Here is a 13,790-nt window from a genome sequence, read left to right as displayed (position 1 = left end):
TCCATTGTCCGCCGTATGGTCCAGTTAACTATCCGTATGGTCTAGCTAACTATTATGCTGCTTCGCGGAAGCGATAGCCCACGCCATACAGCGTCTCGATCATATCAAATTCGAGGTCGACCATCTTGAATTTCTTGCGCAGCCGCTTGATGTGGCTGTCGATCGTGCGGTCGTCGACATAGACTTGCTCGTCATAAGCCGCATCCATCAGCGCGTCGCGGCTCTTGACCACGCCGGGGCGCTGGGCAAGCGAATGCAGGATGAGGAATTCGGTGACGGTGAGCGTCACCGGCTCGCCCTTCCAGGTGCAGGTATGGCGTTCCTGGTCCATCACGAGCTGCCCCCGTTCCAGCGAGCGGGCCTGCTGCACAGCACCCGGCTTGGCGGCGGCTGCGCCGCCGGCAGCGTTTGCGGCGTCTCGGGCGGAGGCACGGCGGAGAACAGCCTTGACGCGTTCGACCAGCAAGCGCTGCGAGAACGGCTTGGTGATGAAGTCGTCGGCGCCCATCTTCAGGCCGAAAAGCTCGTCGATCTCTTCATCCTTCGAGGTGAGGAAGATCACGGGCAGATCGGACTTCTGCCGCAGGCGGCGCAGGAGCTCCATGCCGTCCATGCGGGGCATCTTGATATCGAAGATCGCCAGTTGCGGCGGCCGGGCAAGCAGGCCGTCCAGCGCCGAAGCTCCGTCCGTGTAGGTTTCTACCTTATATCCCTCTGCTTCCAAGGCAATCGATACGGAAGTCAGGATATTGCGGTCGTCGTCAACGAGCGCGATTGTCAACATGGTGTTCGTCTCCGTCATCAGTGCGCGTCTCCCGGATTTGGAATCCAGCCCAGGCGGTCTGCCAGCTCGGTCGGCGGTAACCTGGCGCGCTTATGGGGATAAAGGTGGAACAAATTGTGGCAAAGATAAAGGGGAGGATTGTTGTGAGGAAAAACCCTTGCGCAGAGGTTGTGTGACATGACGTCCCTCCACCCTCTATTCAAACGATTTAAAATTGAGGAAATTTATTTAAATCGATTAAATAACTGATATCATTAAATATTTCTCGCTTCTAGCTCTTGTGCTTTTAAAAAGAGCCCTCTACGCTTTAGTTAGTTCTAACGGCCAAGCCCCTTTGTAAAGGAAAAAGTGATGGAGCAATTCGGCGTCCGCAATCCCGCGACTGAACTGGGATCGATCGGCCTGGGAGCCGCCGCCAGTGTGCGCTACAACCTCATGGAAGCTCACCTTTACGAAGAGGCGATTCGCCGCCGCGAAGCCGATCTGACCGCCCATGGCGCGCTCAGGGCCTTGACCGGCCAGCACACCGGCCGTTCTCCGAAGGACAAGTTCGTGGTGCGCAATGCCGCCACGGAAGACCAGATCTGGTGGGATAACAACAAGCCGATGTCGCCGGAGCATTTTGAGCTCCTGCATGAGGACATGCTGGCCCATGCCCGCGGCAAGGATCTCTTCGTGCAGGATCTGATCGGCGGCGCCGATGTCGACTATGCTTTGCCAACGCGCGTCATTACCGAATTCGCCTGGCACTCGTTGTTCATCCGCAACCTGCTGATCCGCCCGGATCGCGCGGCGCTGGAAAGCTTCGTGCCGCAGCTGACGATCATAGACCTGCCGAGCTTCCGCGCCGATCCGGAGCGCCATGGCTGCCGCACGGAAACGGTGATCGCCTGTGATCTCGTCAATGGCATCGTCCTTATCGGCGGCACCTCCTATGCCGGCGAAATGAAGAAATCGGTCTTCACCGTCCTGAATTACCTGCTGCCGGAACGCGGCGTCATGCCGATGCATTGCTCTGCCAATGTCGGTCCCGAAGGCGATGCCGCGATCTTCTTCGGCCTGTCGGGCACGGGCAAGACGACGCTGTCGGCCGATCCGACCCGTACGCTCATCGGCGATGACGAACATGGCTGGGGTGAAAACGGCATCTTCAACTTCGAAGGTGGCTGCTACGCCAAGACCATCCGTCTTTCGGCCGAGGCCGAGCCGGAAATCTACGCCACAACGCGCCGCTTCGGCACCGTCCTGGAAAATGTCGTGCTCGACGAGCATGGTAGGCCGGATCTTGATGACGGTTCGCTGACGGAAAACACCCGCAGCGCCTATCCGCTGCATTTCATCCCGAATGCATCGGAATCCGGCATCACCGGTCATCCCGAGACGATCATCATGCTGACGGCCGACGCTTTCGGCGTCATGCCGCCGATCGCCAAGCTGACGCCGGATCAGGCGATGTACCACTTCCTGTCCGGCTACACCGCCAAGGTCGCCGGCACGGAAAAGGGCGTCGTCGAGCCGGAAGCCACCTTCTCGACCTGCTTCGGCGCTCCTTTCATGCCGCGCCATCCGGCTGAATATGGCAATCTCCTCAAAGAGCTGATCGCCCGCCACGGCGCCCGTTGCTGGCTGGTCAACACCGGCTGGACCGGTGGCGCCTATGGCAAGGGAAGCCGCATGCCGATCAAGGCGACGCGCGCTCTGCTCGCGGCGGCTTTGAAGGGCGACCTCGATAATGTCGAATTCCGCACGGACGCGAATTTCGGCTTCGCGGTTCCGGTCGCGGTCGACGGTGTCGATACTGCGATCCTCGATCCTCGCTCCACCTGGGCCGATGGCGAAGCCTACGATGCCCAGGCCAAGAAGCTAGTACAGATGTTCGTCACGAACTTCGCCAAGTTCGAAGATCATGTGGACGGCAACGTCCGTGATGCCGCTCCGGGGATGCCGGTCGCTGCAGAATAATCATCCAGAGCGGAATGACTCACGTGAAACCCGGCGACCGATTCGCCGGGTTTCGTTTTATCCGGTAGTGGTTTTCAACCGCGCATCAATGTGGGATAGACAGGCGCGGAGAAAATCATGGCCAGCGAAGCGCTTTACATTAACGACCGGATCACGATTGCCGGCTGGGAGCTGACGGAACAATTCGTTCTGGCGGGCGGTCCCGGCGGCCAGAACGTCAACAAGGTCGCAACCGCAGTTCAGCTTTTCTTCAACGTTCAGAATTCCCCATCGCTGACGGATCGCGTCAAGGCGAATGCGGTTAGACTTGCCGGTCGTCGCGTCTCCAAGGAAGGTGTTCTGATGATCGAGGCCAGCCGCTTCCGCAGCCAGGATCGCAATCGCGAGGATGCGCGCGAGCGGCTGAAGGAACTGATCCTCGAAGCGGCCGCTCCGCCCCCGCCGCCGCGCCGAAAGACCAAGCCGACGAAGGGATCAATCGAGCGCCGGCTGAAGGAAAAATCCGGACGCTCCGAGGTCAAGAAGATGCGCGGCAAGGTCGGCGGCGACTAGGGTTGGCTTTCGGGCTGCAGTTTTGAGTTGGCTGAGTAAAATGAGGCTTGTCAGGCGAGTCCGGCGTTGCTGTAGTTCTGTGCCTGGACTCTCATCCTAGCCTTCTCTCGGCATGTGGGAGAAGGGACGACAGCGTGAAACAATAAGTCTCCCTTTGAGGCGGCTAAGTTGAGGCAGATTAGACCCCCTCGCCCTGCCGGCGGGGAGAGGGTTGGGGTGAGGGGCCATGCATGAAGGCGCGGCAATGGCGCACTGACCTGACCAGTGTTGCGCAAAGGAAGTATGGATGCTGCTCCCCAACGGAATTCGCCATCTGCCCGGATATCTCGGCCGTCCCGCCCAGGAAGCGCTCGTCGAGACGATTCGCGATATCGTGGCCGAGGCGCCGCTGTACACACCGGTCATGCCGGGTACCGGCAAAGAAATGTCGGTGCGCATGACCAATTGCGGTTCGCTCGGCTGGGTGACGGACAAGCAGCGCGGCTATCGCTATCAGCCGACGCATCCGGTCACCGGTCGCCCCTGGCCGGCCATGCCATCGCAATTGCTGGATTTCTGGCACGATATAGCAGGCTATGAAAAACCGCCTGAAGCCTGTCTCGTCAATTTCTACAGCGATGATGCACGCATGGGCCTGCATCAGGATCGCGACGAACAGGATCTCAAGGCGCCGGTGCTATCGATCTCGCTCGGGAACACCTGCCTCTTTCGCGTCGGTGGCCTCAACCGCAATGATCGCACGCTATCCTTCAAGCTGGCGAGCGGCGATATCGTCGTTCTCGGCGGCGAGGGAAGATTGTGCTTTCACGGTGTCGACCGCATCTATCCTGCAACCTCGACATTGCTGAAGAATGGTGGGCGGATCAACCTGACTTTAAGGCGTGTTCAGCCCTGAGCCTCAGAGTTTCCTCAACGCCACCTGCTCGATCAGATGATTCTTCCCCTTCTGCAGGATGAGGTCGGCGCGCGGCCGCGTCGGCAGGATGTTCTGGCGCAGGTTCTTCAGGTTGATGTTCTTCCAAAGTCCTTCAGCGATCGTCAGCGCCTCTTCCTCGCTGATCGAGGCATAGCGATGGAAGAAGGAGTTGGGATCGCGGAAGGCGGTCTCGCGCAGCCGCATGAAACGGGCGACATACCAGTTGTGGATCAGCTCCTCGTCGGCATCGATATAGATCGAGAAGTCGAAGAAATCAGAGACCATCGGCACGATCTTGCCGTCGGCGGGTAGATGCCGCGATTGCAGCACGTTGATGCCTTCGAAGATCAGGATATCCGGGCGGTCGACCGTCTTGAATTCGTTCGGCAGCACGTCATAGACGAGGTGCGAATAGGAGGGCGCCTGCACATTCGGCTGGCCGGCCTTGATCGCCGAGAGGAAACGCAGCAGTGCCGCCGTATCGTAGCTTTCCGGAAAACCCTTGCGCTGCATCAGGTTGCGGCGCTGCAGCTCGGCGTTCGGATAGAGAAAGCCGTCCGTGGTGACGAGATCGACCTTCGGGCTCGATGGCCAGCGGCCCAGCAGCTCCTTCAGGATACGGGCCGTGGTGGATTTGCCGACAGCGACCGATCCGGCGATGCCGATGACGAAGGGCGTCTTGGCGATATCGGAAAGACTGAGGAAGCGATTGCGCTGCTCGAAAAGGATCTGCGAGGATTCCACATGCGAGGACAAAAGCCGTGACAGCGAAAGATAGATGCGCCGGACTTCGTCGAGATCGATCGGGTCGCCCATGGAGCGCAGCCGCGTCACTTCGTCGGCGGTCAGCGTCAGCGGTGTGTCGGCCCTGAATTTCGCCCATTCTTCCGAGGAGAAGAAATAGTAGGGCGAATAGGCTTTCGCCTGGAAAATATCGAGCGTCTCGTGTGTTGGCTCGGTCTTGGTCGCTATCGTCATCGGTTTTACCGGCTTGCCTTCTCTTGAAGGCCGGATTGACTGGTGCGCCTTTCGAGCTCACCCATGACATTCTCTAACGGAATGCCGGCAATCTTCAATACGACTAAAAGATGATACAGCAGATCGGCCGCCTCATAGGTGAGGTTGTCGCGATCATTGACGACCGCCGCCATCACCGCCTCGATCGCCTCTTCGCCGAGCTTCTTCGCCGCTTTCGGCTGGCCGGCAGCAAAAAGCTTTGCCGTCCAGGATTCGCCCGGCGAGGCCTTGGAGCGTTCCTCGACGATCCGTTCGAGGTCGGAAAGGGTAAATCCGCTCATCGCTCGCTGTCTCCTAATCCAGCCGCATGGGAATGCCGCGCTCGGCCATGTAGCGCTTTGCTTCGCCCACCGAATAGGTGCCGAAGTGGAAGATCGACGCCGCAAGTACGGCCGTCGCATGACCTTCCTTGACGCCTGCGACGAGGTCGTCGAGATCGCCGACGCCGCCGGATGCAATGACGGGCACGCGCACCGCATCGGCGATCGCCCGCGTCAGCTCCAGATCGTAGCCGACTTTGGTGCCGTCCCGATCCATGGAGGTGACGAGCAACTCGCCGGCGCCGCGCTCCACCATCCTGCGGGCAAAATCGACGGCATCGATGCCCGTCGCATTGCGGCCGCCATGGGTATAGATCTCCCAAGCGCTCAGATTGTCGCCTCCGAGCGCCTCGGTGCGTCGCCGCTTGGCATCGATGGAAACGACGATGCACTGGTTGCCGAATTTGTCGGCCGCCTCGGCCACGAAATCGGGATTGTTGACTGCCGCCGAATTGATCGAAACCTTGTCGGCGCCGCAAAGCAGCAGCTTGCGGATATCGGCAATAGTGCGCACGCCGCCGCCGACCGTGACCGGCATGAAGCATTGTTCTGCCGTGCGGGCCACCACGTCGAAGATCGTGTCGCGATTGTCGGAAGAAGCAGTGATATCTAGGAAGCAGAGTTCGTCGGCGCCGGCAGCATCATAGGCCTTGGCGGCTTCGACGGGATCGCCGGCATCGACGAGATTGACGAAGTTGACACCCTTGACGACGCGGCCGTCCTTGACGTCGAGGCAGGGGATGACGCGGGCTTTCAGGGTCATTGCGCTGCCTCCTTGGCCTGTTTGATCAGCGCCAGTGCTTCCTTCGGATCGATCCGGCCATCATAAAGCGCGCGGCCGGAAATCGCACCTTCCAGTTTGCGGGCATCCGGCTGAATCATGCGGCGGATATCGTCCAGCGAGGCAAGCCCGCCGGAGGCGATGACGGGGATGGAAACGGCATTGGCCAGTTCGAGCGTCGAGTCCCAGTTGATGCCAGTCAGAACGCCGTCGCGATCGATATCGGTGTAGATAATGGCGGCAACGCCAACGCCCTCGAATTTCTTGGCGAGTTCGATGACGCCGAGTTCGGAAGCCTCCGCCCAGCCCTCGACTGCCACTTTGCCGCCTTTGGCATCGATGCCGACGGCGATGTGACCCGGATAGCGCCTACAGGCTTCGACGACCAGCGCCGGGTCACGCACGGCAACCGTGCCGAGGATGACGCGGGCAAGCCCGCGCGACAGCCAGTTTTCGATATGATCGAGCGTGCGGATGCCGCCGCCGAGCTGCACCGGATTTTTCGTCGCCTTGAGGATGGCGTCGACCGCAGCGCCGTTCACGGTTTCGCCGGCGAAGGCACCATTGAGATCGACGACATGCAGCCATTCGAAGCCCTGGTCTTCAAAGGCTTTCGCCTGAGCGCCGGGATCGGGATTGTAGACGGTCGCCTGCTCCATGTCTCCGAGCTTGAGGCGCACGCATTGGCCGTCTTTTAGGTCGATAGCGGGAAAAAGAATCATGATGTCTGTCCTTGGAGCGCGAGCCTTATGGCTTCCAGCGCAGGAAATTGGCGATCAGGGCAAGGCCGAGTTTCTGGCTCTTTTCCGGATGGAACTGAGCGCCGGCAATGTTGTCTCGACCGACGAAAGCGGTCATCGGCCCGCCATAATTCGTCGTCGCGATCACGTCGTCGCTGTGGTCGGCGGCCAGATGGTAGGAATGGACGAAATAGGCATGCAAGCCGTCAGGCCCGGTCGTAATCCCGTCGAAGAGCGCATGCGGGTGGCGGATGTCCAGCGTGTTCCAGCCGATCTGCGGGATTTTCAGGTTGGGATCGCTCGGCGTCATTTCCTTGACGTCGCCCTTGATCCAGCCGAAGCCTTGCGTGATCGTCTTCTCCAGCCCGCGCGACGACATCAGCTGCATGCCGACGCAGATGCCAAGGAAGGGGCGGGCCTTGTGTTCCACGACGTCGATGACGGCTTCCGTCATGCCGGGAACGGCATCGAGGCCGCGACGGCAATCGGCATAGGCACCGACGCCGGGAAGCACGATGCGATCCGCGGTGGCGACGCGCTCGGCGTCATCGGTGAGGTCGATCTCGGCGTCGATGCCCGCCTCGCGGGCCGCCCGCTCGAAAGCCTTAGTAGCTGAGCGCAGATTGCCGGAACCATAGTCGATAATCGCGACGCGCATGGTCAGCGTCCTCCATCATAGCCGGGAAGGCCGAAGCTCGGGCCTGGGCGGCTGGTATTCGTGTTGGTGGCCGGGATATCCCAATTTTTCACATGGATATTCGGGTTGGGCGCCTGCGCTAGTTCGGAAAAATGGATTTCCTCTGCTGTCGCCAAATCGTGTGCCGAGACGAGGTTTTCAACCGTCCAGCCGCGGGCGAGGAGATGATTGCTGATCGCGTGCCGGCCCTCAAGAGCCGCAAGGACATGCACGCCAAGCAGAAGTGCTGCCCCTGCGGCGAAAAAGCCCGGCTGCCGCATCAGCTCCAGCGCGATGCCCTGCAGCAGAAAGGCGGCGACCGCATACAGCCACAGCCGATGAAAGAGCATCCAGAGCGTCGGAAATAGAAACGCCGTCCATGAAAAGCCGTCGCGGATGAATCGCGTGTCATCGCGATACCGATCCGATGCTTCGGACCGGTTCGTCGCTCCGGGCGGAGTCAAAATCAGATAGCTTGCCATTTCCTCAATTCCCCAGTTCGGGGCTCAGGCGAGCGTGCCTTTCGTCGAAGGCACGCGGCCTGCCTGCCGCGGATCGATCTCGGTTGCGGTGCGCAATGCGCGCGCAACGGCCTTGAAGCATGTCTCGGCTATATGGTGATTGTTGGCGCCATAATGGTTGAGGATATGCAAGGTGATACCGGCATTCTGCGCTAAGGCCTGGAAGAATTCGCGCACCAGCTCGGTATCGAAGGTGCCGATCTTCGGGGCGCTGAAGGAAACGTTCCAGACGAGAAAGGGCCGGCCCGAGAGATCGACGGCCGCCTTCGTCATCGTCTCGTCCATGGCGAGGTCGATCGAGGCATAGCGGGTGATGCCGCGCCGGTCGCCCAGCGCCTTGGCAATGGCCTGGCCGATCGCGATCCCGGTATCCTCGACGGCATGGTGATCGTCGACATGCAGGTCGCCCTTGGTGTCGATCTCCATATCAATCAGCGAATGTCGCGACAGCTGTTCCAGCATATGGTCGAAGAAGCCGACCCCCGTCGAAATCGTCGATTTACCGCTGCCGTCGATGTTGACGGAAACGGAGACCGAGGTCTCGTTGGTTTTGCGGGAAACGCTTGCCGTGCGGCTCGCTGCGGTCTCTGCCATGGGCTGCTCCATCGGAATACGGCCGTTCCTTATCAGGCGTATCGGGAAATATCCAGAAGTTACGCGCGGGGCTTATGCGTTTAGCCGGCTTGACGGCATCATTCGGGCGCGGTTGCCATTTGCAATCGCAAAAACCCCTCTTACATAGGTGCTGACGGGGCCGATACGCGGCCCGGCAGAAAGCCCGCCGAAACGGGGGCAAACAGGTGTTAAATGACGACAATCGTGACTATTCGCAAGGGTGGCAAGGTGGTGATGGCTGGTGATGGCCAGGTGAGCCTTGGCCAGACCGTGATGAAGGGCAATGCGCGCAAGGTTCGCCGCATCGGCAAGGGCGATGTCATCGCCGGTTTCGCCGGCGCGACCGCCGATGCCTTCACTCTCCTCGAACGCCTAGAAAAGAAGCTCGAACAATATCCCGGCCAGCTGATGCGTGCCGCCGTCGAGCTTGCCAAGGACTGGCGCACCGACAAATATCTGCGCAACCTCGAAGCCATGATGCTGGTTGCCGACAAACAAGTGACGCTCGCCATCACCGGAAACGGCGATGTGCTTGAGCCCGAACATGGCGCCATGGCGATCGGTTCCGGCGGCAATTATGCGCTCGCCGCCGCACGCGCGCTAATGGATAGCGACAAGTCAGCTGAAGACGTCGCCCGCCGCGCTCTCGATATTGCTGCCGACATCTGCGTCTACACCAACCACAATGTGGTCGTCGAAACGCTCGATGCCGAAGCCTAAGACGTTCCTCTCTTGATAGTTTCCAGCCCTGATAGGGAACATACGAAATGACCACTTTTTCCCCCCGCGAGATCGTTTCCGAGCTCGATCGCTATATTGTCGGCCAACATGAGGCCAAGCGCGCCGTGGCGATTGCACTGCGCAACCGCTGGCGCCGCCAGCAGCTCGAGCCCGAGCTGCGCGACGAAGTCATGCCCAAGAACATCCTGATGATCGGCCCGACCGGTGTCGGTAAGACGGAAATCTCCCGCCGCCTTGCCAAGCTCGCCGGCGCCCCCTTCATCAAGGTCGAGGCCACCAAGTTCACCGAGGTCGGCTATGTCGGCCGTGATGTCGAGCAGATCATCCGCGATCTCGTTGAAGTCGGCATCGGCCTGGTGCGCGAAAAGAAGCGCGCCGAGGTGCAGGCCAAGGCGCATATGAGCGCCGAAGAGCGCGTGCTCGATGCGCTGGTTGGCGCCACTGCCTCGCCGGCGACGCGCGACAGCTTCCGCAAGAAGCTGCGTGATGGCCAGCTCGACGACAAGGAAATCGAGATCGAAGTGGCCGATACCGGCTCCGGCATGCCCGGCGGCTTCGAGATTCCCGGCATGCCCGGTGCCAATATCGGCGTGCTCAACCTCTCCGAAATGTTCGGCAAGGCTATGGGCGGCCGCACGAAGAAGGTGCGCACGACGGTCAAGGATTCCTACAAGGAGCTGATCCGCGACGAATCCGACAAGCTGATCGACAATGAGGCAATCCAGCGCGAAGCCGTGCAATCGGCCGAAAATGACGGCATCGTCTTCCTCGACGAAATCGACAAGATCGCCGCCCGCGATGGTGGCATGGGTGCCGGCGTCTCCCGTGAAGGCGTACAGCGCGACCTGCTGCCGCTTGTGGAAGGTACGACCGTTTCGACGAAGTATGGTCCGGTCAAGACCGACCATATCCTCTTCATCGCATCGGGCGCGTTCCATGTCTCGAAGCCTTCGGACCTTCTGCCGGAACTGCAGGGCCGCCTGCCGATCCGCGTCGAGCTCCGTCCGCTGACCAAGGAAGACTTCCGCCGCATCCTCACCGAGCCGCAGGCGAGCCTCATCCGCCAGTACAAGGCACTGATGGAAACCGAAGACCTGAAGCTCGACTTCACCGATGATGCCATCGACGCGCTCGCCGATGTCGCCGTGCATCTGAATTCGACCGTCGAGAATATCGGCGCCCGTCGCCTGCAGACGGTCATGGAGCGGGTGCTCGACGAGATCTCCTACAATGCCTCGGACCGCGCCGGCGTATCGGTGACCATCGATGCCGCCTATGTCCGCGAACATGTCGGCGACCTCGCAACGAACACCGATCTGTCCCGCTTCATTCTGTAAGCGGGCGGGTGAAGGCGATCTAAAACAGTAAATACTCGACAACGGGCCGTTAACTTTTTAGTTAGGGGCCCGTTTCCTTATGTCGGATGGCTTTATTCGGCCAAGATTATCCGCCAGTCCGTCGCACGGAAACATCGGTTGAAACTTCGACGGGGCAGCCATCGTGCGACGCATACTGATCACTCTCCTTCTGGCGGTCGCCAGCTTCTCCTGGATACCAGCCTATGCGGATGCGGCGACCACGGTGCCTCCGGGCAACCGCAATGCCGAGCAGCCGCCGGTTCCCGGCGCCTCCGTCCGGCGCACGCGCGGCACGAATTCGACCTTCGAACGCAAGTACCAAAAGGTCCGCGAACTGCTGGCGACCGATACGAAGCTGATGTCGAAGATCAAGTCGACGGCGCGGGCCTACGGCATCGATCCGATCCACATCATCGGCGCATTGGTCGGCGAGCATACCTATAATGTGGATGCCTATGACGGCCTGCAGTCCTATTACGTCAAGGCTGCCTCCTATGCCGGCCAGAGCTTCCGCTTCGCTTACAACGGCGAAAACGTCGACGATTTCGTTGCCCGGCCGCAATTCGACACCTGCAAGGGCAAGGGTGATTCCTACAGCCTGTGGACCTGCCGCGAGGATGTCTGGGACGACGATTTCCGTGGCAAGACGGTTGGCGGCAAGTCCTATCCCGACAATCGCTTCAGTGCCGTCTTCTTCCAGCCCTTCTATGCCGGTCAGACCTTCGGCCTCGGTCAGGTCAATCCGCTGACGGCGCTTGAACTCTCCGATCTCGTCAGCCGCACCTCAGGGATTCCGAAGCTGGATGAGAAGGATGCCGGCGGCGTCTACAAGGCGATCATGGATCCGGATCTGTCGCTCGCCTTTGTCGCCGCCTCGATCCGCAAGTCGATCGACGACTATCGCTCGATCGCCGGCATGGATATTTCGGGCAATCCGGGCATCACCGCGACGCTCTACAATCTCGGCAATTCCCGCAAGCGCGCTGCCGCCCTTGCCGCCAAGAACCGTGGTTCCTCGCAGCCGGTCTGGCCGGAGGAAAATTACTATGGGTGGCTCATCAATGATAAGCTCAGCGACCTAAAATCGCTTTTATAAGCGCGCAGCGCGACGTTTTATCGTCTGGATTTTGCCGGCGGCGTTCCCCATATCGGATGGGCACGCCGTTCCAGCGGCTTAGATTAAGCAACGGTTGCTTTTCGAGGGGAATTGATCTGATGGACATGATTCCGGAAGCCTTCTCCCCGCCGGCACCGATTCCGCGCACCGTGCCGCCCTCCCGTTTGACGATCATCCGCACGATCCTGCGCAATCCGCTCGAACTCTGGGGCGAGCCCTCCTATACGCTGCCCTGGATCAAGACCAAGTTCTTCAACGAGCGGACGCTGATCGTCAATGATCCAGGCCTGATCAAGCATGTTCTGGTCGACAATGCCGCCAACTACCGCATGGCCGATATCCGCCAGCTCGTGCTCCGGCCGATCCTGCGCGACGGTCTGCTGACGGCGGAAGGATCGGTCTGGAAGCGCTCGCGCAAGGCGGTGGCGCCGGTGTTCACGCCGCGTCATGCCCAGGGTTTCGCCGGCCAGATGCTGAGCCAGAGTCTAGACTATGTGAAGAAATACGAGGATGTCAGCAAGGAAGGCGCGGTGTTCGATATTGCTGCCGACATGACCGAGCTGACCTTCGCCATTCTGGCGGAAACCTTGTTTTCCGGCGAGATCGTCACTGAAGGCGAGCATTTCGCCGATGAGGTCAATGAGCTCCTGCATCGCATGGGCAGAGTCGATCCCATGGATCTTTTGCGTGCCCCCGCCTGGGTGCCGCGCATCACCCGCATCGGCGGCCAGCGCGTGCTCGACAAGTTCCGCGGCATCGTCCGCACCACCATGGACCAGCGGCTGGAAAAGATGCGGAGGGACAGAGCCAGCGCACCCGACGATTTCCTGACGCTCCTTCTCGAAAAGGCCGGTCCGGATGGGCTGACCATGGAAGAGATCGAGGACAATATCCTCACCTTCATCGGGGCCGGGCACGAGACGACGGCCCGAGCATTGGCCTGGACGCTCTATTGCGTCGCCAATAGTCCGCACATTCGCGAGGCCATGGAAGAGGAAATCGACCGGGTACTGGCAACTGATGCGGAGCCGGTCGCCTGGCTCGATCTCATGCCGCATGTCCGCGCCGCTTTCGAGGAGGCGATGCGCCTCTATCCGCCGGCCCCCTCGATCAACCGCGCCGCGATCGCCGATGACGAATGGACAAGCGCCAAGGGCGAGCGCGTGACGATAGAGAAAGGCATCACCGTCCTGATCATGCCCTGGACGCTGCATCGCCATGAGCTTTATTGGGAAAAGCCGCGCGCCTTTATGCCGGAGCGCTTTCTTCCGGAGAATCGAACAAAGATCAATCGCTTCCAGTACCTGCCTTTTGGCGCAGGCCCCCGCGTCTGCATCGGCGCAACCTTCGCGCTGCAGGAAGCGGTCATCGCCCTCGCCGTGATGATGCGCCGCTTCCGCCTCGACCTGACCGAAGAAACCAATCCCTGGCCGGTGCAGAAGCTGACGACGCAGCCGCGCGGCGGTTTGCCGATGCGGGTGAAGAGGCGGTAGTCAGCGAGGAGACCGTCGTAGTCTCGAATATGACGCACCTTTGTTACCCCCCTCTGTCACTTCGTGACATCTCCCCCACAAGGGCAGGGCTATCGCATATGGAGGCGGATGAGCACCATAAGCTCCTTCTCCCCTTGGGGAGAAGGTGGCCCGAAGGGTCGGATGAGGGGGTTATCGATTTGAATTCATGGATTTTT

The 13,790-nt window shown here is 60.4% G+C and carries 15 protein-coding genes; 7 read left to right on the top strand and 8 right to left on the bottom strand.

Translation table 11 applies throughout. The features are described 5' to 3' along the window. Positions 1-52: 52 nt before the first annotated feature. Positions 53-784 (bottom strand): response regulator transcription factor, encoded by a 732-nt coding sequence (locus JJQ51_RS28930; RefSeq protein ID WP_197044218.1) that lies wholly within the window; start codon positions 782-784, stop codon positions 53-55. A 351-nt stretch (positions 785-1,135) separates the two neighbouring features. On the opposite strand from JJQ51_RS28930, the gene JJQ51_RS28925 reads away from it, so the two are divergent. From JJQ51_RS28925 to JJQ51_RS28915, 3 genes are all read left to right on the top strand, one after another. Next, positions 1,136-2,746 carry a phosphoenolpyruvate carboxykinase gene (locus JJQ51_RS28925; protein ID WP_113352881.1) on the top strand — a complete coding sequence of 537 codons (1,611 nt, stop codon included), beginning with the start codon at positions 1,136-1,138 and terminating at the stop codon, positions 2,744-2,746. 117 nt (positions 2,747-2,863) lie between these two features. Then, on the top strand, positions 2,864-3,298 hold the full coding sequence (gene arfB / locus JJQ51_RS28920) for an alternative ribosome rescue aminoacyl-tRNA hydrolase ArfB (RefSeq protein WP_069613945.1): 435 nt from the start codon (positions 2,864-2,866) through the stop codon (positions 3,296-3,298). A gap of 286 nt (positions 3,299-3,584) precedes the next feature. Next, the gene (locus JJQ51_RS28915) at positions 3,585-4,193 is read left to right on the top strand and encodes an alpha-ketoglutarate-dependent dioxygenase AlkB (RefSeq protein ID WP_113352882.1); all 609 of its coding nucleotides are present in this window, start codon (positions 3,585-3,587) and stop codon (positions 4,191-4,193) included. Positions 4,194-4,196: 3 nt separating this feature from the next. Here JJQ51_RS28915 and coaA read toward each other — a convergent pair whose 3' ends face one another. Genes coaA through hisB form a run of 7 tightly spaced genes read right to left on the bottom strand, consistent with a single transcriptional unit; the run spans position 4,197 to position 8,863 of the window. Then, a complete protein-coding gene (gene coaA / locus JJQ51_RS28910; protein ID WP_113352883.1) occupies positions 4,197-5,192 on the bottom strand; it encodes a type I pantothenate kinase in 996 nt (331 codons plus the stop codon). Between the two features lie 5 nt (positions 5,193-5,197). Then, positions 5,198-5,512 (bottom strand): phosphoribosyl-ATP diphosphatase, encoded by a 315-nt coding sequence (locus tag JJQ51_RS28905; RefSeq protein ID WP_113352884.1) that lies wholly within the window; start codon positions 5,510-5,512, stop codon positions 5,198-5,200. A 13-nt stretch (positions 5,513-5,525) separates the two neighbouring features. Continuing rightward, the gene (gene hisF, locus JJQ51_RS28900; RefSeq protein ID WP_113250780.1) at positions 5,526-6,314 is read right to left on the bottom strand and encodes an imidazole glycerol phosphate synthase subunit HisF; all 789 of its coding nucleotides are present in this window, start codon (positions 6,312-6,314) and stop codon (positions 5,526-5,528) included. Next, complete coding sequence (gene hisA, locus JJQ51_RS28895) at positions 6,311-7,054, bottom strand: 1-(5-phosphoribosyl)-5-[(5-phosphoribosylamino)methylideneamino]imidazole-4-carboxamide isomerase (RefSeq protein ID WP_113352885.1); 744 nt, start codon at positions 7,052-7,054, stop codon at positions 6,311-6,313. Before hisA ends, hisF begins: the two co-directional genes overlap by 4 nt. 25 nt (positions 7,055-7,079) lie before the next feature. Then, entirely contained in the window at positions 7,080-7,730 is a 651-nt protein-coding gene (gene hisH / locus JJQ51_RS28890; protein ID WP_113352886.1) for an imidazole glycerol phosphate synthase subunit HisH, read from the bottom strand. Positions 7,731-7,732: 2 nt separating this feature from the next. Beyond that, complete coding sequence (locus tag JJQ51_RS28885) at positions 7,733-8,230, bottom strand: DUF2628 domain-containing protein (RefSeq protein ID WP_113352887.1); 498 nt, start codon at positions 8,228-8,230, stop codon at positions 7,733-7,735. Between the two features lie 24 nt (positions 8,231-8,254). Then, positions 8,255-8,863, bottom strand: a complete 609-nt coding sequence (gene hisB / locus JJQ51_RS28880; RefSeq protein ID WP_015338215.1) for an imidazoleglycerol-phosphate dehydratase HisB — start codon at positions 8,861-8,863, stop codon at positions 8,255-8,257. A gap of 213 nt (positions 8,864-9,076) precedes the next feature. Between hisB and hslV the strand changes: the two genes are divergently transcribed. The 4 genes from hslV (at position 9,077) to JJQ51_RS28860 (ending at position 13,593) form a co-directional block, all read left to right on the top strand. After that, positions 9,077-9,604 carry an ATP-dependent protease subunit HslV gene (gene hslV / locus JJQ51_RS28875; protein ID WP_113333876.1) on the top strand — a complete coding sequence of 176 codons (528 nt, stop codon included), beginning with the start codon at positions 9,077-9,079 and terminating at the stop codon, positions 9,602-9,604. A gap of 47 nt (positions 9,605-9,651) precedes the next feature. Continuing rightward, entirely contained in the window at positions 9,652-10,962 is a 1,311-nt protein-coding gene (hslU, locus tag JJQ51_RS28870; RefSeq protein ID WP_095433434.1) for an ATP-dependent protease ATPase subunit HslU, read from the top strand. 163 nt (positions 10,963-11,125) lie between these two features. After that, entirely contained in the window at positions 11,126-12,079 is a 954-nt protein-coding gene (locus JJQ51_RS28865) for a DUF1402 family protein (RefSeq protein WP_113352888.1), read from the top strand. Positions 12,080-12,198: 119 nt separating this feature from the next. After that, positions 12,199-13,593 (top strand): cytochrome P450, encoded by a 1,395-nt coding sequence (locus tag JJQ51_RS28860; RefSeq protein WP_113333878.1) that lies wholly within the window; start codon positions 12,199-12,201, stop codon positions 13,591-13,593. Positions 13,594-13,790 lie beyond the last annotated feature (197 nt).

This window comes from Rhizobium sp. AG207R, from assembly GCF_027109195.1.
Lineage (GTDB): Bacteria > Pseudomonadota > Alphaproteobacteria > Rhizobiales > Rhizobiaceae > Rhizobium > Rhizobium dioscoreae.
This window is presented reverse-complemented; position numbering and strand designations above follow the sequence as displayed.

Coding starts and splice junctions, on each gene's coding strand:
- JJQ51_RS28930 (WP_197044218.1), bottom strand. CDS start 784: ATGTTGACAATCGCGCTCGTTGACGACGACCGCAATATCCTGACTTCC.
- JJQ51_RS28925 (WP_113352881.1), top strand. CDS start 1,136: ATGGAGCAATTCGGCGTCCGCAATCCCGCGACTGAACTGGGATCGATC.
- arfB (WP_069613945.1), top strand. CDS start 2,864: ATGGCCAGCGAAGCGCTTTACATTAACGACCGGATCACGATTGCCGGC.
- JJQ51_RS28915 (WP_113352882.1), top strand. CDS start 3,585: ATGCTGCTCCCCAACGGAATTCGCCATCTGCCCGGATATCTCGGCCGT.
- coaA (WP_113352883.1), bottom strand. CDS start 5,192: ATGACGATAGCGACCAAGACCGAGCCAACACACGAGACGCTCGATATT.
- JJQ51_RS28905 (WP_113352884.1), bottom strand. CDS start 5,512: ATGAGCGGATTTACCCTTTCCGACCTCGAACGGATCGTCGAGGAACGC.
- hisF (WP_113250780.1), bottom strand. CDS start 6,314: ATGACCCTGAAAGCCCGCGTCATCCCCTGCCTCGACGTCAAGGACGGC.
- hisA (WP_113352885.1), bottom strand. CDS start 7,054: ATGATTCTTTTTCCCGCTATCGACCTAAAAGACGGCCAATGCGTGCGC.
- hisH (WP_113352886.1), bottom strand. CDS start 7,730: ATGCGCGTCGCGATTATCGACTATGGTTCCGGCAATCTGCGCTCAGCT.
- JJQ51_RS28885 (WP_113352887.1), bottom strand. CDS start 8,230: ATGGCAAGCTATCTGATTTTGACTCCGCCCGGAGCGACGAACCGGTCC.
- hisB (WP_015338215.1), bottom strand. CDS start 8,863: ATGGCAGAGACCGCAGCGAGCCGCACGGCAAGCGTTTCCCGCAAAACC.
- hslV (WP_113333876.1), top strand. CDS start 9,077: ATGACGACAATCGTGACTATTCGCAAGGGTGGCAAGGTGGTGATGGCT.
- hslU (WP_095433434.1), top strand. CDS start 9,652: ATGACCACTTTTTCCCCCCGCGAGATCGTTTCCGAGCTCGATCGCTAT.
- JJQ51_RS28860 (WP_113333878.1), top strand. CDS start 12,199: ATGGACATGATTCCGGAAGCCTTCTCCCCGCCGGCACCGATTCCGCGC.